The 19,148-nt window shown below is 40.1% G+C and carries 17 protein-coding genes; 9 read left to right on the top strand and 8 right to left on the bottom strand.

Features of this window, described 5'->3' with window-relative positions:
* Nucleotides 1-35: 35 nt before the first annotated feature.
* From WG954_RS06070 to WG954_RS06060, 3 genes are all read right to left on the bottom strand, one after another.
* Entirely contained in the window at nucleotides 36-1,781 is a 1,746-nt protein-coding gene (locus tag WG954_RS06070; RefSeq protein WP_340434601.1) for an N-acetylmuramoyl-L-alanine amidase, read from the bottom strand.
* A gap of 95 nt (nucleotides 1,782-1,876) precedes the next feature.
* Nucleotides 1,877-3,667: an acyl-CoA dehydrogenase FadE gene (locus WG954_RS06065; protein WP_340434599.1), complete on the bottom strand. Its 1,791-nt coding sequence runs from the start codon at nucleotides 3,665-3,667 to the stop codon at nucleotides 1,877-1,879.
* Nucleotides 3,668-3,713: 46 nt separating this feature from the next.
* Nucleotides 3,714-4,154 (bottom strand): MarR family winged helix-turn-helix transcriptional regulator, encoded by a 441-nt coding sequence (locus WG954_RS06060; RefSeq protein ID WP_340434596.1) that lies wholly within the window; start codon nucleotides 4,152-4,154, stop codon nucleotides 3,714-3,716.
* 142 nt (nucleotides 4,155-4,296) lie between these two features.
* Here WG954_RS06060 and WG954_RS06055 point away from each other — a divergent pair, with 142 nt between their 5' ends.
* From WG954_RS06055 to WG954_RS06035, 5 genes are all read left to right on the top strand, one after another.
* On the top strand, nucleotides 4,297-5,604 hold the full coding sequence (locus tag WG954_RS06055) for a DUF418 domain-containing protein (protein WP_340434594.1): 1,308 nt from the start codon (nucleotides 4,297-4,299) through the stop codon (nucleotides 5,602-5,604).
* A gap of 93 nt (nucleotides 5,605-5,697) precedes the next feature.
* A complete protein-coding gene (locus tag WG954_RS06050; RefSeq protein ID WP_340434593.1) occupies nucleotides 5,698-6,729 on the top strand; it encodes a radical SAM/SPASM domain-containing protein in 1,032 nt (343 codons plus the stop codon).
* A 144-nt stretch (nucleotides 6,730-6,873) separates the two neighbouring features.
* The gene (locus WG954_RS06045; protein ID WP_340434591.1) at nucleotides 6,874-7,704 is read left to right on the top strand and encodes a CHRD domain-containing protein; all 831 of its coding nucleotides are present in this window, start codon (nucleotides 6,874-6,876) and stop codon (nucleotides 7,702-7,704) included.
* Between the two features lie 85 nt (nucleotides 7,705-7,789).
* Nucleotides 7,790-8,830: an AI-2E family transporter gene (locus tag WG954_RS06040; RefSeq protein ID WP_340434590.1), complete on the top strand. Its 1,041-nt coding sequence runs from the start codon at nucleotides 7,790-7,792 to the stop codon at nucleotides 8,828-8,830.
* 57 nt (nucleotides 8,831-8,887) lie between these two features.
* On the top strand, nucleotides 8,888-9,283 hold the full coding sequence (locus tag WG954_RS06035; RefSeq protein ID WP_340434588.1) for a GxxExxY protein: 396 nt from the start codon (nucleotides 8,888-8,890) through the stop codon (nucleotides 9,281-9,283).
* A 37-nt stretch (nucleotides 9,284-9,320) separates the two neighbouring features.
* Here WG954_RS06035 and WG954_RS06030 read toward each other — a convergent pair whose 3' ends face one another.
* A complete protein-coding gene (locus WG954_RS06030; protein WP_340434587.1) occupies nucleotides 9,321-10,367 on the bottom strand; it encodes an SO2930 family diheme c-type cytochrome in 1,047 nt (348 codons plus the stop codon).
* 108 nt (nucleotides 10,368-10,475) lie between these two features.
* Nucleotides 10,476-11,666, bottom strand: a complete 1,191-nt coding sequence (locus WG954_RS06025) for a parallel beta-helix domain-containing protein (RefSeq protein ID WP_340434586.1) — start codon at nucleotides 11,664-11,666, stop codon at nucleotides 10,476-10,478.
* A gap of 87 nt (nucleotides 11,667-11,753) precedes the next feature.
* Between WG954_RS06025 and WG954_RS06020 the strand changes: the two genes are divergently transcribed.
* The 3 genes from WG954_RS06020 to WG954_RS06010 all read left to right on the top strand — a co-directional run bounded on the left by WG954_RS06020 (nucleotide 11,754) and on the right by WG954_RS06010 (nucleotide 13,563).
* Complete coding sequence (locus tag WG954_RS06020; protein WP_340434584.1) at nucleotides 11,754-12,575, top strand: SDR family oxidoreductase; 822 nt, start codon at nucleotides 11,754-11,756, stop codon at nucleotides 12,573-12,575.
* Between the two features lie 194 nt (nucleotides 12,576-12,769).
* A complete protein-coding gene (locus WG954_RS06015) occupies nucleotides 12,770-13,183 on the top strand; it encodes a PPC domain-containing DNA-binding protein (RefSeq protein ID WP_340434583.1) in 414 nt (137 codons plus the stop codon).
* A gap of 2 nt (nucleotides 13,184-13,185) precedes the next feature.
* Complete coding sequence (locus WG954_RS06010; RefSeq protein WP_340434582.1) at nucleotides 13,186-13,563, top strand: hypothetical protein; 378 nt, start codon at nucleotides 13,186-13,188, stop codon at nucleotides 13,561-13,563.
* 49 nt (nucleotides 13,564-13,612) lie between these two features.
* Here the strand turns inward: WG954_RS06010 and WG954_RS06005 are convergent, their stop codons facing one another.
* The 3 genes from WG954_RS06005 to lysS form a co-directional block, all read right to left on the bottom strand.
* Nucleotides 13,613-15,739, bottom strand: a complete 2,127-nt coding sequence (locus WG954_RS06005; protein ID WP_340434580.1) for a S9 family peptidase — start codon at nucleotides 15,737-15,739, stop codon at nucleotides 13,613-13,615.
* Between the two features lie 123 nt (nucleotides 15,740-15,862).
* Nucleotides 15,863-16,453: an outer membrane beta-barrel protein gene (locus WG954_RS06000; protein WP_340434579.1), complete on the bottom strand. Its 591-nt coding sequence runs from the start codon at nucleotides 16,451-16,453 to the stop codon at nucleotides 15,863-15,865.
* A 149-nt stretch (nucleotides 16,454-16,602) separates the two neighbouring features.
* Nucleotides 16,603-18,123, bottom strand: a complete 1,521-nt coding sequence (gene lysS, locus WG954_RS05995) for a lysine--tRNA ligase (protein WP_340434577.1) — start codon at nucleotides 18,121-18,123, stop codon at nucleotides 16,603-16,605.
* A 158-nt stretch (nucleotides 18,124-18,281) separates the two neighbouring features.
* Here lysS and WG954_RS05990 point away from each other — a divergent pair, with 158 nt between their 5' ends.
* Nucleotides 18,282-18,992 (top strand): DUF4197 domain-containing protein, encoded by a 711-nt coding sequence (locus tag WG954_RS05990; protein WP_340434575.1) that lies wholly within the window; start codon nucleotides 18,282-18,284, stop codon nucleotides 18,990-18,992.
* The last annotated feature ends 156 nt before the right edge of the window (nucleotides 18,993-19,148 follow it).

The following is a 19,148-nucleotide window of genomic DNA, read 5'->3' as shown; positions in this document are numbered from 1 at the left end:
AATGGTAAAACCGCAAAGGATGAATGGAAACGACTTTACTGTTTTTTACATTGTTCCAACCAATCGTTTATGCCTTTTACAATTGCATCGGCCATTTGTTTACGGTAAGCTGGATCAAGTACGTTTGCTTCATCTTCGGGATGACTAATGAATAACGTTTCAACCAAGACGTTCGGGAATTCGGTGAAACCATTTAATATAAAATTGAAATTTCCGACATTACCATATTCCTTCAACCCCATATCGAGCATTCGTTGAAGAATGGTTTGTGTAAGCGGTCTATAGCCAATGTGTTTGTAATAGGTGCTCACGCCTTTGATATTTACCGGATCGGCACTGCTGTTAAGGTGTATGCTAAGGAGCATATGAGGATTCGCCTGTTGAAACACGGTATAGCGATCGTGGTTATCGTAGGTGGTATCCCTTGTTCTGGTGGTAATCACTTTTGCACCTTCTGCTTCCAGTGCAGCTTGAAGTTCCTTCGCAATGGCCAGTGTCATATCTTTTTCCATCACACCAGTCAAACCAAAAGCACCTTTATTACCACCGCCATGTCCGGCATCAATTGCAATAACCAGATTGTTGAGTGAAAGTAGTTGTGGTTGACGCTTGATGCGAATGACGAGATTGTTGCCATTGTAATAAATACGATGACCCCAGTGTTGTTTGTTTTTAAGATCAATACTGATGCGGAAAATATCCTGGTCGATTTGATTGTAGTAAACGTCGCTGATTTCTTTGGTGTTGCCCATTTGTGTGATCCAGTTTGTGTTGGATGCAGCGCCAAATACATCTACCACGATCTTTGATGGGTTTACCTGCTGAAATGTTTGATAAGCCAACCGCTCAGTTAATGAAAGCGATACATAATCAAAACTGCTATCGCCCCATACACGCATATTGCCAGTTAGTGATGATGGTGTGTAGTTATGTTCAAGCACATTCACATGTTCATCTTCAATATAAGCCTGGCGGTTTTTACTCAACTGCACACAATATTTATTCCCAACCTTGCTAACCGCTTTTAGCCGAACAAGCGAATCAACATAACCCAACTTTGTTCCTCCCAATCTGTCTTCACCAAGTCCCACAAGAATGTAAGGTATCTTTCCTTTTGTTTCAAGTAACAAACCATTCGCGGGCATCATTGCGAAATTACTTTTGCTCGTGGCTTCAATAGGATCATCTGTTCCTTTAGCCCATACCATTAGTTTTAGTTTGGAGGGCTTATCAGCAAACAGGTCATCTTTTTCTTTTACCACATATTCCATTTGATAGACGCCTTTTACGCCGTTCGAATCCTTCACATAAATTTCTTTGAATGATGTGCCGTTTTCAAGTTGCACTACATCACCGGGTAGTGCTTTAACTGTCATCTTTAATTTATCACCCGGCTTCACCAATAAAAGATCGGCTTGTGGTTCTACCCGCCAATAGGCAACAGTATTTGTTGTTAGTGTTTTTTCCTTCTGAGGCAATTGATAGTTATAAAATATCCGTTGTGTTTCTTTTGCTCCACTTGCATTCGTGGCTTGTAACAGGAAACTGGTGTCACCTAACTGCAACTGCAACTCAGCAGCAAAGGCACCCGTTGGCCACACTTTAATTTCGTTTCCATTCATCGTTACGGTACAAGTCTTACAAGTAAGCCCCGTAACAAATTGTTTTGAAGATGTAACGCTGTTCTGATTTTTTGCAGGTGTATTCAGCCGGAGAAACACCTGTTGTGCTTGTGCTGTTTGAAACAGAAACCAAAAAATGAAAAGAAAAAGAACCTTCATAATGTAAGTTGAATAAAAAATCCTTTGCAAATTAGGCAAAGGATTTTTAAATGGTTGCTCGCTTATGTAGTTGGAGCTACCGGTCAAGGAAATGATCACAATGGATATTTCCCATCATTTCTCAGCTTTGCTACGATTCGCCTTCTGGCCTCTTTAGTATTGTAAGGATCAACTTTTGTAAAACGTTTCAAGCCCAGTAACATCATGCGATGTTCATCACCTTCTGCAAATGCATTGATGGCATCTTTACCATATTTGTTGATACGGTCGGCCGCATCATACAAATACGTATGCATCATATCCAGTTCAAACTGACAAGCAGCTTCACCTTTTTCTTCAACCATTTTGGCAGCACGCAACAATGCACTTTCAGCATTAAAGGTTTGTATGGCCATATCAGCAATATTCATCAATACTTCCTGTTCATGCTCAATTTTCATCATGAATTTTTGTACCGCAGCACCCGCTGTTAACATGATGGCTTTTTTGAAATTGGCGATAGCTTTGTATTCTTTTGCAAATGGCGTTTCATCTTCGCTGCCAAAATCAGGAATGCTCATCAGTTCTTTTTGTACGTTCATGGCAGCGGTCATAATATCCAAACGACCTTTCATGGCACGCTTCAACACCATATCAACGGTTAATAAACGATTGATCTCGTTTGTTCCTTCGTAAATACGATTGATGCGACTATCTCGATAAGCTCTTGAAATATCATACTCATCACTGAATCCGTTTCCACCATGTATCTGTACGCCTTCATCCACCACATAATCCAACACTTCACTGCCATCTACTTTCAACATCGCACACTCAATGGCATATTCTTCAGCGGCACCAAGCAATGCTTCGTTGAAAGGTTTGCCGGCTGCTAAGAGATCATGTTCCATATCATCGATCCACTTACTGGTGCGGTACAATGCACTTTCACAAACCCAGATTCGGGTTGCCATTTCTGCCAGCTTGTATTGGATTGCGCCGAAATTGACGATGGGTGTCTTGAATTGCTCACGTGTCATTGCATAGGTCAATGCAATATTCAATGAACGTTTTGAACCACCTAATGCAGCCGCTGCCAACTTCAAACGACCAATGTTTAATATGTTGAAAGCGATGATGTGACCTTTGCCTCTTTCACCCAGCAGATTTTCAACCGGCACTTTACAATCCTGAAAATAGAGTTGCACAGTTGATGAGCCTTTAATGCCCATCTTATGTTCTTCCGATCCTTGTGTAAAGCCTTCCATGCCTCGCTCTACAATAAAGCCGGTAAAATCTTTACCATCAATTTTTGCAAACACAGTATAGATATCTGCAAAACCACCATTGGTGATCCAGCATTTTTGTCCGTTCAATATGTAATGCTTACCATCTTCACTTAACACAGCTGTTGTTTTTGCACCTAATGCATCACTACCGCTGTTGGGTTCGGTTAAACCGTAAGCACCTTTCCATTCACCCGTTGCTAATTTGGGAATGTATTTTGCTTTTTGTTCGGGTGTGCCAAAATATAGAATAGGCAATGTTCCGATACCCGTGTGTGCAGCAATGGCCACAGAAAAAGAATAGCCTCCACCTAATCCTTCATTCACCAATGTAGCCGTGATAAAATCTTTACCAAGTCCGCCAAATTCTTCCGGAGCAGATGTACCAAGTAAACCTTGTTCACCGGCTTTATCCATCAGTGCAGGCATCAACCCTTCTTCCATTTTATCCAGCCGTGCTACAACCGGCAAAACCTCGGTATCAAGAAACGTTGCACACATTTCTTTTACCATCACTTGTTCCTCATTAAAATTTTCAGGAGTAAAAGTATCCTGGGGTGTGCTTGTTTTAATTAACCATTCGCCACCTTTCAGTTTTGTTGCAATCGTTGCGGTGCTCATATCAATAGTATTTAAAGTGTGTAGAATTATTTTTTTGAAATGATTCTTATTTCAGATTATCATATACTATCTGTAACACTTCTTTACAGATATCAATTTTATCAGCAGGTACTCCGAGCAATGCTTCGTTCAATGTGTTGTTGGCAACATTCATCGTTTCTTCTTCCAGCTTACGACCCTGATCAGTTAAGAACACCTGGTTGATACGACGATCGTTTTTACTCGCTACCCGTTTCACGAGTTTCAGCTTTTCGAGATTGTCCACTAAACGTGTAATGCTGGGCTTATCACGAAAAGTGGCATTGCACAAATCTTGCTGACTCAACCCATCGTTCTTCCACAGATGATAGAGCACGCTCCATTGTTCAACGGTAATCTCGATTCCGCCCTGCTTCATATTTTTTTGTAAACGCCGTGCGATAGCCGTGCTGGCTTTACCCGTCATGAAGCTGTATAATTCCCCTTTTTTAAATTGGTTGTTTGGCATATAGTTGTTTATGCAACTACTCAAATGTAATAATAGTTTTTGGAAAATGCGCAACTTTTTTTGCTAAAATGAGTACCTTCTCAAATCATTTTTCTTTCCCTGCGAAAGCTTTCCCATTTTTCACAAACCAAAACCAATCAGCATGAGCACTCAACTGGCTGCGCCTGTGTCGCAGGAAGAACGAATTGTATTACTCGACTCTTTACGAGGTATCGCCATCCTTGGTATTTTATTAATGAACATTCCGGGTTTTGCATTGCCCGACCCGGTTTATCACGACCCATCGGTGTTAAACGAGTGGGGAACCATCAACTTTCAAGCATGGTATTTTATCGATTGGTTTATGGAAGGAAGTCAGCGTGCTTTATTCTCCATGTTATTTGGCGCAGGTATTATCTTATTTATCAGCAGGCAGGAAAAGAAGAATGATGGACTCTGGCCTGCCGATTATTTTTTCCGTCGTCAGCTATGGCTACTTGTATTTGGATTGTTTAACGCCTTTGTGTTGTTGTGGTTTTGGGATATCCTGTTTCATTATGCATGTATTGGTATGATCGCATTTGCGTTTCGCAGAATGACCCCTAAAGCGCTGATTATTGCTGCAATTGTTTGTCTTGTTCTGCAAACAGCAAGAGAGAATGTAGATGCTTACCGTGATCGGAAAATGATTGCTAAAGGCGAGTTGATCGCTAAGATGGATACAACATCGATCAAACTAAATGATCAGCAAAAAGAAGATCTCGGGGAAATGATTTCTTTTAAAGAAAAAACAACAGAGAAAGCGAAGTTGAAAGAAACGAATAAAAATCTTGCAATTGTAAGAGGCAACTATTCGGGTTTTTATGATTATCAAAGTGCAAGAAGTTTACGGGGCGAAATTTTTTATACTTACTTCGGCATCTGGGATATTCTGCTCTTTATGTTTTTAGGCATGGCTTTTTTTAAATCAGGCATTTTAACCGGGCTGGCTTCAACAAAAGTTTATTGGGTTCTGTTTATTGGCGGACTCGGCATCGGCCTGGTGTTTTCTTATTTCCGTTTGCAACCATACATTGATTATAAGTTCAACGAATTTGACTACAAGAAAAATGTTCTCTTTGAGTTTTATGAAATTTCAAGGACCTTTCGTGCCATTGGTATTTTTGGGTTGATCATGCTGCTCTATAAATCGGGCTGGTTCAAATGGTTCTTTGCATTACTTCGTCCTGTTGGACAAATGGCTTTTACCAATTACCTCATGCAATCGCTTTTAGTTGGACTGTTCTTTTATGGTGTTGGCTTTGGCATGTATGGCAAACTCAGTCGTTTTGAAATGTACTATGTTGTTGGGGCAACCTGGTTATTACAAATTATATGGAGCCATATCTGGTTACGGTTCTTCCGCTTCGGACCGCTGGAGTGGTGCTGGCGAAGCTTAACGTATTGGAAGAGGCAGCCGTTTGTAAAATAATTTTCAAAGCCTGTTGTATGATCACACAACAGGCTTTGTTCTTTTGAACTAGTAATGCAAATACTCTTTTTGCGGGCTATCTTTGACCCCTCAATGCCGCAATTACACCGAAACGATATACTCAACCTTTTCTCAAAGATCACACCCCGTCGTGCCTGGAATATGACGAAGGTGTGGAGCAGTTACCAGTTGAGCCGCTTTTTAAAGAAGCCTGTACAGTGGGGTTATCCAATTTCTATATCGTTTGAGCCTACAACAAGTTGTAATCTGCGTTGTCCCGAATGCCCAAGTGGTTTACGTGAGTTCACACGACCAACAGGTATGTTGCAGAAAAGTTTTTTTGAACAAACCATCGACGATATTCATAGAGACCTTCTTTATCTCATCTTTTATTTTCAAGGCGAACCCTATCTCAATCCTGAGTTTTTGCCGATGGTGAAATACGCTGCCCAGAAAAAGATCTATACAGCTACATCCACCAATGCTCATTACTTAACAAGCGAAAAAGCAAAGCAAACTGTTGAAAGTGGTTTGGACCGCTTGATCATTTCTATTGATGGCACCACTCAGGATGTGTATCAGCAATACAGAGTTGGAGGCAAGCTTGAAAAAGTTTTGGAAGGTGCAAAGAATATTGTTAAGTGGAAGAAAGAACTCAACAGCAAAAAACCATTTGTTGTGTTTCAGTTCCTGGTGGTGAAGCCGAACGAACATCAAATGGAAGAGGTAAAACAGTTAGCAAAGGAAGTGGGTGTTGATGATGTGTGGTTTAAAACTGCACAGGTATACGATTATGAGAATGATCCAAACAAACTCATCCCTACTTTAAATAAATACAGCAGGTATAAAAAGAACGCTGACGGTTCATATGAACCCAAAAACAAATTGCAGAATCATTGCTGGAAACTGTGGCATGCCAATGTGATCACTTGGGATGGATTGGTAGTTCCCTGTTGTTTTGATAAAGATGCCATGCATCAGCTCGGTAACTTAAAAATGCAATCATTCAAAGAAGTTTGGCATAACGATAACTACAAACAGTTCCGCAGGGAACTCATGACCAGTCGAAAGAATATCGACATCTGCGCCAATTGCAGCGAAGGATTAAAAGTGTGGGAAGAATAGGTCTCCTAAGTTTCTATCAATTCATTTTATCGCCCGGTTTCTAATCTAATACTTATCTTAATCGAATAAGAGGCAACTAATATCTTACTTTCTCCGTTTATACCTCTTTAGGTCAGTTATTTCATCATTAAAAAAAATATTGGCATGAGAACACTGGTATTAAAATCGGTAATGCTGCTTACTTGCACAGCATTTATTATTTCTTGTAAAAAAAATAAAGATGATGGCCCAACAGTAACAACTGTAAAGGAGTGGACGCTTAATCTGAGTGCAAAAAATGAAAACCCTGCACCTGCAGGTCGCAACGAAACAGGAACGTTTGTGTTACGCATTATGAGCGATAACTCTGTACAGTATAATATCAGTGTTACTGGTCTTACGGGTGGTGATGCATTAACTGCGGCACATATTCATACAGGCAACCCGGGTGTAAACGGAGGAGTTATTTTAAATTTCGCACCTACATTTACTGGCAGCACTGCAGCTGGTTCTGTTGCAAATGTGCGCCCAACATTACTAGACAGTATGAAAAATGGTGTTGCTGAGTTATATGTAAACGTTCACTCAACACAAGTGGGAAGCGGCTTGGTAAGAGCACAGTTAAACAGTACTGTTCAGTGGGCACAGGATGTTGTTCTTTCCGGTGCCAATGAGGTTCCTGCAGTAACAACAACGGCAACGGGTATTGCACGTTTTCGTTTAACTTCCGATGGTAAGTTATTTTACAGAGTAACTGTTACCGGGTTAACGGCAGGTGATGGAACTCTTAGTGCTGCCCACATTCATAATGGTGCAGCGGGGGCAAATGGATCAGTGTTGATCTTATTAGCAGGTTCCTTAGCTGATTTTGACGTCGATAAACAATTACAATTAACCGATGTACAAAAAACAGCAATCGATGGCACAGGTCCTTTGTATGTAAATGCACATTCTACTATTTTCACGGGTGGAGTTGTAAGGGGGCAAATTCGATAACAAAAATTCTTATAAAAAAAGCCGGGCTTTGCCCGGTTTTTTTATGCCTGAAATCATTTGCTGTTTTTATTTGTAATTTCATTTCATGGCATCATTCAGCAGCCGTTTACGGCAAATCATTCTCTTAGTTGTTTTAATTGCACTTGGCTTACTACTTGTAAAGGAGCTTTATATTTTTCTGCCGGGTTTTCTTGGCGCTATTACACTTTATATTCTCAGCAGAGGCTGGTACCGCTATCTTACCATTAAGAAAAAATGGAACAAAGGTTTAGCAGCAACAGCTTTTATGCTCGGCTTCCTGGTGCTGTTTGGCTTGCCCGTTTATTATATCATCAATTTATTATCCCCAAAAATTACGGAAGTATTCAGCCATTCAGATGAAGTAGTACAGGGTTTAAAATCTGTTTCGGCCCAAATAAAAGAATGGACTGGTCAGGAATTATTTACAGATGAGAACGTAGCTGAACTACAGAAGCGGGTTGCTAATTTTTTTCCTGCGTTTCTTAACAGCACAGCCATGATCCTTTCTAACCTGGCGATGATGTTGTTTGTTTATTTCTTTATGCTCACCAACGGTAAAGAAATGGAAAGATCGTTCGATTATTTTTTACCCTTGCATGAAGAGAACATTGATATCCTTGCCAAAGAAACCATCAGCGTGGTAAGAGCAAATGCTATCGGCATTCCCCTGATCTCGTTGATACAAGGGATTTTTGCACTCGTTGGTTACTGGATCTTTGGCATCAATGAATTTGTGCTGTGGGGTTTTATTACCGGTGTGTTTGCGTTCTTCCCGATTGTGGGAACTACGTTGATTTGGGCACCATTGGTTGTATTCCTGTTTTCACAAGGAAATACCGGCCAAGGCATCGGCTTATTGATCTACAGTTTACTTGTAACAGGTAATGTTGATTACCTCGCAAGGGTCACACTTATGAAACGTTTAGGTGATGTTCATCCGCTGGTGACGGTATTAGGTGTTATTGTGGGATTAAGTTTGTTTGGTTTCTGGGGTTTCATTTTTGGTCCACTACTCATCAGTTATTTTATGCTGTTGTTTAAAATTTATACAAACGAATTTGGATCAATGAATCCGGTAGAAAATCCGCATGAGCATGGAAGTTAGAAGCTAAGAGTTTGAAGGGGGGGAAAAGAGAAGAAAGAGAAACACCAATTCTATTTTATGCATATCGATGATCTTACTAACCTCGTGATTAACCTATGTATTAAAATGCACACACGCATCGGTCCCGGTTGCTTTGAAAAAGTTTATGAAGAAATTCTCTATTATGAATTAATTCAAGCTAACGTAAAAGTAGAGCGTCAACTGTTATTGCCTGTTGAATATGAGAATTTATATTTAAAGAATGCGTATAAACTTGACCTGTTAATTGAAGATAAATTAATTGTTGAATTAAAATCTGTAAATCCACTTCCTCCTGTTTACTTCAATCAATTACAAACACATCTGGTGCTGACAAATCTGAAACATGGTTTGCTTCTTAATTTCAAAGTGCCCCTTATGAAAGATGGAATCCACCGTGTCTTCAACAATAAAGGCCGTGAAGAAATAGTCTAGATATTGTTTTCCTTTCCTTTTTTCCCTCTTTAAACTCTTAGTTCCTCATTTCCTTTATCCATTTCGAAATCAACGCCACCCCTTCTTTATGAATTCTGTTGCGACCAAGTTCAGGCATCGCAATACCAGGATCAATACTGTTCATTCGAAAAATCATAAATGATTGGTTGGGCTTGCCGGGATCAATTGCATATTTCAGATTGCCACTTCCTCTACCTGCAGCCACAGGTGTTTTGGTGATGCCAAGTGCAGTTGAATTTGTAGTATGAATATCTAAGAACAACCCGGATGTATTTGCCGGGCCATTGGGGTTATGACAATTTCCACAGTTAATATCAAGATACGCTCTTGCACGCTCGTTGAGTGTTCCGCTTTGCTCATCGTTCCACTTTGCATTGGCAGGAATAGATGTTGATGGCAGATCAATTAGTCCAATTTTTTGCCAATACTGCAATTGATTTTGTTTCCCGTTTGCATAAACATAGTCGCCATTAAGATGACGTGCAGCTATACCAATCGGAATGATGGTATCCTTACGACCATGACAACCTTTGCATTGCGGTTGACTGGGAACGACATACCGTGCTTTTATTTTCTTTCCTGCTGCATCAATGTATTCAACAGTGGTTACATCACCAATGGGTTCAAACACCGCTTCTGTTTGTGTTTCGTTCCAAATGTATTGATAGGTATGCCAACCATCCTCCATGTTCGCCAGTAAACGTGTTTCAATAATGCGTTTGCCAAGAGCAGGCTTACGCACATCATTATAGTAATAAAAGTTTTTGATTAGCACTGTACCCAACGGCATTTCGAATACGGATGCAGCATTATAATTGATCTTTTTACCTGCTGGGACTTTTATAAATCTTGCCTTCTCTGCATAATCGCTGAACAGCGGCGTATTAAGATCATAAGGAATTATGCCATCGGCAGGCTGTAATTCTTTTAGTTTCCCTTTGAAGAAATTGTATTCGCTGAGATTTTCATGAAACTGAAAATAAGGATTGCTGTGTTTGTTGCTGAATGATAAAGCAACAAGCATAAAGGCTAATACAACAACTGTAACGATCAGTTTCTTCATGGTTCGAATGTATAATTGTCAATTGTCATTTCGACGAAGGAGAAATCTGCCGAGCTTTGTACTGCAGTTGAACAGATCCCTCCTTCGTCGGGATGACAGCATTATTCATCAATTTTTCAATTCTGTTTTCGGCACCGGCTGCAGCGTACAATCATGTTTCGATGCATCTCTGCTGATATGCTTAAACCCATTCTCTGCATCAAGATTTGCAAAGCTCTGATTGCTGTTGTTACGTATACATATTTCTGCTGGTGATTTTGCATCCACAATTCCATCATATTGTATATGCGGCACATTTTTTCCGAAACGTAATTTGAATCGATACATTTTCCCCATACGTCCCTTACCTGTTGTTCTCACTGCTTCACGTTCGTAACTGTTATTATAAATATTGATCTGTGTAGGAAAAGGGTAGTATGATGAATCCTTAATTGGATTTTCGGTAATATAATAACTCACCACAGCGGTGCCAACTGTAATGTTATTGACAATTTTATTTTCAAACACATCTACATGGTTGGTGGCGAGTATCATTACACCTGTTCCCTGTGGCACTTTGCCCACAATATTTCCTTTTGGTGCAAAGTTGATATGATTGTTATGATGCACATTGTTTTTATACACCCTGATGAAGCCACCTTTCTTCTGCACAAGATCAGGCAGATCGAAAATTAAAATTCCACCGGTGTTATTGGTTGCTTCATTATCATATACATCAGCATACAACGAATTTTCAATTTCAATACCAGCAACATTTTCGATGGCCTTTGAATTTTTTACAATAATGTAACTGCTTTGACCCACATAAATCCCCGCATCACTTGCACCTCTTGCTTCGCACCCGTCGATCAATACATTGGTGCATTGCACAGGATACAAACCATAAGCGCCATTCTTGCTGTTAGCCCCACGTGTCCATTCTGCTTTCACCCGTTTAAACGTAATGCCATCAACGTTCTGCGTTTTCACCGCATCACCTTTGGTATCTTGTACAGTAAGATCCTGCAACACAATATTTATTCCGTTGGTGACTTTTATTCCCTCCGCACCACTTACCTGGTTAGTAAAGTTGAGAATGGTTTTATCCATTCCCTTTCCTTTAATGAGTACATTTTTCTTTCCATCGAGCCACAAACTCATATTGAGTTGAAACGTTCCTTCCGGTAATTCAATGATTGAGTTGTCAGTTGCAGAAACAAACAGGCGCTGAATTTTCTTTTGTTCTGTATCCTGCGATTGAACAGTTGCAAACGAAACTAATAAAACAAATGTTGAAGTAAGACGAAGTTGGCAAAGCATAAAGGTTGTATAAGGTTGCAGACAAATTACAAATTCTTTTCTATGCTTGCAGGGCTTTCCCTAACTTTCATTACTAAAACGTTTGTTATGTCATTCAACGGAAAAACAGTTTTTATTACAGGTGCATCGAGAGGTATCGGTAAAGCAATGGGATTGAAATTGGCGAAGGAAGGAGCCAACGTAGTGGTGGCAGCAAAAAGTGTGGAAGAAAACCCCAAGCTGGGTGGTACTATTTTTTCTGCGGCTGATGAAATGACTGCAGCTGGTGGCAAGGGATTGGCCATTCAATTAGATATTCGTTTTGAAGATCAGATACAGGCAGCAGTTGATAAAACTGTTGCGACATTTGGTGGCATTGATATACTCATCAACAATGCATCGGCTATTTCATTAACGCCAACAGAACAAACAGAAGCAAAACGTTTTGATCTGATGCACAGCATTAATGTGCGTGGTACATTTTTAATGACGAAAGCCTGTATTCCGCATTTACGCAAGGGAAAGAATCCACATATCCTCACCTTATCGCCTCCCGTTAATTTAAAACCGAAATGGCTGGCCGGACATATTGCGTACACACTCACCAAGTTCAACATGAGTATGATGACACTTGGCTGGAGCGAAGAATTAAAGGAGGATGGTATTGCTGCCAATGCACTTTGGCCACGAACAACCATTGATACAGCTGCTGTAAGAAATTTGTTGGGAGGCGAAGCATTAGCGAATATGAGCAGAACAGTTGATATACTTGCTGATGCCGCACATATTATTCTTAGCAAACCATCGAATGAATGTACTGGTAACTTATTTGTTGATGAGCAGCTGTTTGCTGCAGAAGGAATTACTGATCTGAGTAAGTATAGTGTGGTCCCGGGTGGTAAGTTGTTTACCGATTTATTTGTGGACTAAGAGATTGAAAGAGGGAAAAGAGAAAAGGAGGATTGTGCTCTTCGCTTACCATTTCAACATTCAGTGGGCACCGTGAACGCAGAGCGTTCGTCTTTTGGAATTTGGGCATTGGGTTTTGGATTTTCTCTCTTCTGGAAAAAATGAAATACTTATTCATACTTCTTTTATTCGCAGCATGTAAAACAAAACCAGCCATGCAAAACGAAACTGTAAAAATTCACGCCTTCCGTTTAAAACCCGGACAGGATCTGAAACAGGAAATAGCTGCTTATGTGCAGCAGCACAAGATTGAAGCAGGATGGATCATGACCTGTGTGGGCAGTGTTGCACAATACAATCTTCGTTTTGCAAATCAACCCGAAGGCAATATAGCCAGTGGCCATTTTGAAATTGTGAGTTTGGTTGGAACAGTCAGCATCAACGGTTCACACCTGCACATGAGTGTGAGCGATAGCACCGGTGCAACAATTGGTGGTCATTTGCTCGACAGCAACATTGTTTATACCACAGCTGAAATTGTAATTGGTGAAGGCAAGCAGCTTGTATTTACCAGAGAGAAAGATGGAACTACGCCTTGGGAAGAACTGCAGATAAAACCAAAACAGTAAGCATGTTTAAGCTCAGCCGTTTGCAGGTGATCAGCTTGTTTTATGCAGCAGCTTTATTGCTGTTTACAGTTTACTGGAGTCAGTATTACGACACTTACGCAACAAAAAAAGGTGAAGAGTTATTTATTGCATTGGAAGTATTGTTGTTTGTCAGCTTCTTTTATTTTGTTGTGCTGCAAATCTCCATTGCAAAAACCAATTGGGTACTAACATTAATGCTTCCGCTCATTAACGGCATTATCAGTTTCCTGTTTACCATAGTTGTGTTATGGCTTGGTTCGTTAGATGGCAATCCGGAAGAAGATATTTTGATTTTTGGAATTGTTTATACGTTGCTTTCGGGGGTGGAGGGATTGGTGTTGTGGAATACGACAGAATAAAAAAACCGGAGTGATGAGCTCCGGTTTTTTTATTCTATCATTCAAATATTTATCTCAACACATCCTTCGGCACTTCTCTCTCCAATAAATTCTTATAAATAAACATTGCTATTTCATTTTGTGAATGTAGGTTTTGGTTACCACCCCAACCATGACGACCGCCGGGATACAACATAAACTCAAAATGCTTTTTCTTTTCCTGTAATTTTTTCACCAGCTGCATGCTGTTCTGCATGTGTACGTTGTCATCCATTGTTCCGTGATAGATACGCAGCAACCCTTTGTACTTATCAATATGTGTATAAACAGAAGACGATTTATACCCTTCAGGATTCTCTTTCGGCGTATCCATGAAACGTTCAGTGTAATGTGTATCATACAAACTCCAGTCTGTTACGCTTCCACCAGCTAATCCATGTGTGAAATAATCAGCACCATACGTTAATGCATAAGCGCTCATATAACCACCATAACTGAAACCACTGATGGCAACTTTGTTCTTATCAACACCTGCATTTTCAATTAACCATTTTACAATCGTGATCCAGTCTTTCATTTCCCAGTAACCAAGATTGCGGTGCATGTAGTTGATACCTTCTTTTCCAAAGTGACCACTTGCACGGTGATCCATTGCCACCTGTATCATTCCTTCTTTCGCCCACCATTGCTGCTGCATATTCAATTGCCAGCCATCAGAAACCGTACCTGCATTCGGACCACCATAAATGCTGATCATTACAGGATACTTTTTATTCTTATCGTAATTAGCAGGCCAAACAATCCGCAACGGCAGATCATATTTACCATCTTCACTTTTTACACGAAGCAATTCTGTTTTTGCCAATGCAGTAGTTGCAAATGCTTCGCCGGCAGCATTGCCTAATTCACGAATAACCTTTCCTTTGTTATTCACTACAGCCATTACATCAGGCGTTGAAACATTTGAATAGCTTGTCACAAAATGTGTTCCCATTGGTGACACACGAATATTGCGATGTGTAAACTCACCAAACGTTAAGCGCATTAAACCGCTGCCGTCAAATTTTACTTTGTACAGATCAAATCTTGCGCTGTTATCTTTACGGCAAGTGAAGTACACGAGTTTATTTTTTTCATCAACGAGATTTACTGCAGTAACAGTGTATGAACCGCTGGTGATAGCATTAATGCGTTTACCACTCATATCATGCAGATACAAATGATTCCATCCTGTTGCATCGCTTTGCAGAATAAACTGTTTACCGTTTTGTAAGAACGTAATACGGTTTGCATCATCAAGATCAACCCATGTTTTTTGTGTTTCATCGTAGATCACTTTTTTGCTGCCGTCAGCTAAGTTCATTTCATATACTTTCAGGTTATCCTGCGTGCGTGGCATCCATTGTATCCATAAGGCGCTGCCATCCGGTTTCCACATTGGCATACCAAAGTATTGATCATCTTTCTGATTAAAATCAGCCCACACTGTTGCGCCACCATCAGGAGCAACAACACCCACTTTTACTTCAGGATTTTTATCACCTGCTTTAGGATAACGTGTGCGTTCAATAAAACCATGTTGACCCTCTTCGCTGTAAATAGGGAACATCGGCACTTCACTTTCATCCATGCGCATATAAGCGATCTTCTTACTATCGGGGCTCCACCAAAAAGATTTATAACGGCTTGCACGACCAAGAATTTCTTCGAAATAAACCCAGCTTGCATAACCGTTCAAGATCACATCAGTACCATCATTGGTAAGCTGTGTTTCTTTTTTTGTTGCAAGATTGATAGTGAAAAGATTATTGTTACGTGTAAACGCCACGTATTGTTTATCAGGTGAAAGAACAGGATTCTTTTCTTCATCGGTATTGTTGGTCAAACGTGTTTCTTCGTTTGCCATTTTCAGAAACAGATCCTTGTCTTTATAAATAATTTCAGGCACCACCACCATAATATGCATATCGGGTGCTTTATAATCTGTTTCTTTTCCTGTTTTAATGTCGTGTACATATTGCTTTCCTTCACGACGAATGATGAAACTGTTATCGCCGGCCCATTCTACAAACTGCGGCAATGGTTTGGTTACTTTCTGTGCTGCTCCTTTGAGCATCTGATCAGTGGTTAATGCTGTTTGAGCCGATGCTGCGGTTGCAACAATCATCCACAACAGAAACAATCCTGTTTTTCTCATGCTTGAATTTTTTTAAGGGGATGAAGATAATTTTTTTGCTGATAGCCCGCATTTGAATTGGATGAATGGAATAAAAAAGCCGCAGTCGTTTTAACTGCGGCTTAAGTTTGATGTATTCCTTTCTTATTTCTTACCTAAATTGATCTGCACACCAAAGTTGAGATTGAGCGTCCCGGTTGAATATTTGATCTGTTCCAAATTTCTATTATAGGTAATTTGTGAAAACAGGCCAATTTTCGGCGTTACAAACCACACAACACCTGCTCCACCTCCTGCATTCCAATTCCCAGAGTTGTAACTCTGTTTTTCTCCATTAACAAACGTCGTTTTACCCGATAGCCAATTATGTCCTGCTTCTAATGTGACATATGGTTTAACTGACCCTTTACCAAAGTAGTACTTTGAATACGCCTGTAACCCAAAGCTGTTTGAATTTGATTTTTCCATGTTTTCAGGGATTACGTTTGTATATCGGCTTCTTGTCGTTCCAAATAATACGCCTGCTCCAACTTCCCAATTATTTTTTACAAAATATCCAACATTAGGGTTGAGATTTAAAGAGAAACTCTTGACCAATCCGTTTGGGACAGTGTAGTACTGACCGCCCCTATTACTACCAAATTGTCCGTTGATATTAATTGTTCCTTTTTCTGTTTGAGCAGTTGCAGCAATTGTGCATACAAGTAAAGCAGTTGTTAAGTAAAATGTTTTCATGATTATAAATTTTGAGCAAAGAAATCATCAGACACTGTTATAAAAAAGCAAAGGATTGAATATGTTTTTATTTTAACATATTCCGAAAGCAATAAAAAAACCGCAGTTGATAAAACTACGGTTACTTATTTATTTTTATACTTATCAACTTACTCCACTGTCTTCTCTGGCCTCATCATCGGGAACAACAAAACATCTTGTATACTTGGTTGGTTCGTCATCAACATCACCAATCGGTCGATACCAATTCCAATACCACTTGTTGGCGGCATACCATATTCCAATGCACGTAAGAAATCATAGTCAATAAACATCGCTTCATCATCGCCCCGCTCTTTCAACTTCACCTGATCTTCGAAACGTTCACGCTGATCAATTGGATCATTCAACTCACTGTATGCATTTGCTACTTCTTTGCCATTCACCATTAATTCAAAACGCTCAACCAATCCTTCTTTACTCCTGTGTTTCTTCGTAAGCGGACTCATTTCAATTGGGTAGTCAATAATAAATGTTGGCTGAATACATTTTGCTTCACTTGTTTCGCCAAACAATTCATCAATCAGTTTGCCTTTACCCATCGATGCATCAACACGAATGTTGAGTTGCTTACAAACACTGCGCAATCCCTCTTCATCCATTTCGCTCACATCAATACCGGTATTTTCTTTAATAGCATCGAAAATAGAAAGACGTTTGAATGGTGCTTTAAAGCTGATGGTTTTATCGCCCACCTGCACATCAGTAGTACCATGTAGTGCAATCGCAATTCGCTCCAACAGGTTCTCTGTAATATTCATCATCCAGAAATAATCTTTGTATGCTGTGTACCATTCTAACACAGTAAACTCGGGGTTATGTGTGCGGTCCATGCCTTCGTTACGGAAGTTGCGGCTGAACTCATACACCCAATCGAAACCGCCAACGATCAAACGTTTTAAATAAAGTTCATTCGCAATACGCATGTACATAGGTACATCCAATGCGTTGTGGTGTGTACTGAACGGACGGGCAGCAGCGCCACCGGGAATGGTTTGCAATACAGGTGTATCAACTTCCAATGCACCATGTTCGTTCAAATATTCACGAATAGTATTAACGAGGATAGTACGTTTTACAAACACATCCTTCACCTGCGGATTAATGATAAGATCGGCATAACGCTGACGGTACTTGAATTCAGGATCTGTTACTGCATCAAAAGTTTGTCCTTCTGCTTCTTTAACAACGGGTAAAGGTTTTAGTGATTTTGTAAGAACAGTAAGTTCTTTTACATGTAAACTTGTTTCACCTGTTTTGGTGGTGAACACAAATCCTTTCACGCCAATAATATCACCAATGTCTAATAATTTTTTAAACACAACATCATAAAGCGTCTTGTCTTCACCGGGGCAAATATCATCCCTGCGCACATAGATCTGTAAACGACCGTGACTATCCTGCAACACTGCAAAACAAGCTTTGCCCATATCACGCACACTCATAACACGGCCTGCAATACAAACCTCTTTGTACTCTTCTTTTGTTTCTTCATTAAATCCCGCTTTTATAGCAGTTGAATAATGAGAAACCGGATATAATGGTGCAGGATATGCGTCGATGCCCAGTTTAGTTAACTCAGCTAGTTTTTCTCTACGTATAATTTCCTGTTCGCTCAAATGTGTACTCATAACGATTGGTTGATGTAAGCCGTTCCGTTGTTTGGCTTCTTTTTAACAGCCCGCAAAATTACCGTAAGTAAGGCATACCAGCAAAGCAAGTATCTTCGGCACAGAATATGCAACGTTTTGCATTGAAATACCGTTTATTAATGAAAACAATCCAACAGATGAAAAGATTTATCCTCTCACTTTCCCTTGCGGCGTTCCTGTTAAGTTCATGCGAAGTTTTGAGTCAGTTACCAAACGGCTTGCCCGGCGCTACCGGGGTAACTGAAGCTGAAGCCGGCCAGGGTATTAAAGATGCATTAGGGCAGGGACTTACCCGTGCCGTAAGTAATCTCAATAAAACAGATGCGTTCTTTGGCAACGATTTCTACAAAATTTTGTTGCCCCCTGAAGTACAGAAGGTGGAACGCACTCTCCGTAATATTGGACTTGGCAAAACAGTAGACAAAGCTATCCTCCAGATCAACCGTGGTGCAGAAGATGCAGTGGGTTATGCTACTCCTATTTTTGTGAATGCCATCAAGCAAATGACCATTACTGATGCCATTAACATCATCAGAGGACCCAAAGATGGTGCTACTAATTATTTCCGTCAAAAAACCACTGAGCAGTTAATCGCCGCATTTTCACCTGCTGTTAAAAATTCACTTGATAAAGTAGAAGCAACAAAATATTATGGCGACCTGGTTAATGGATATAACCGTTTGCCCACTACACGTAACAAACTTAACCCCGATCTTACAGCTTATGTTGTAGGAAAAGCAGTTGATGCGTTGTTCGACCAGATTGCTAAGGAAGAACTGGAGATTCGTGAAAACCCGGTGAAGCGCACCACAGAAATTATGAAGAAAGTGTTTGGGGCTAAATGGTAAGCTAAGAGTTTAAAAAATGTGAAATGAGATAAAAGAGGGCTGTACTAAGTGCAGCCCTCTTTATTTTTTATGTCTCACTGATTACACGGATTAGCACAGATGTGAATATTCAATTAACCTACTCGTTTTCTCTGCTTCTCTGTGCCTCTATGGTAA

Origin of the sequence: Lacibacter sp. H375 (assembly GCF_037892425.1) — a bacterium.
Classification (GTDB): domain Bacteria; phylum Bacteroidota; class Bacteroidia; order Chitinophagales; family Chitinophagaceae; genus Lacibacter.
This window is presented reverse-complemented; position numbering and strand designations above follow the sequence as displayed.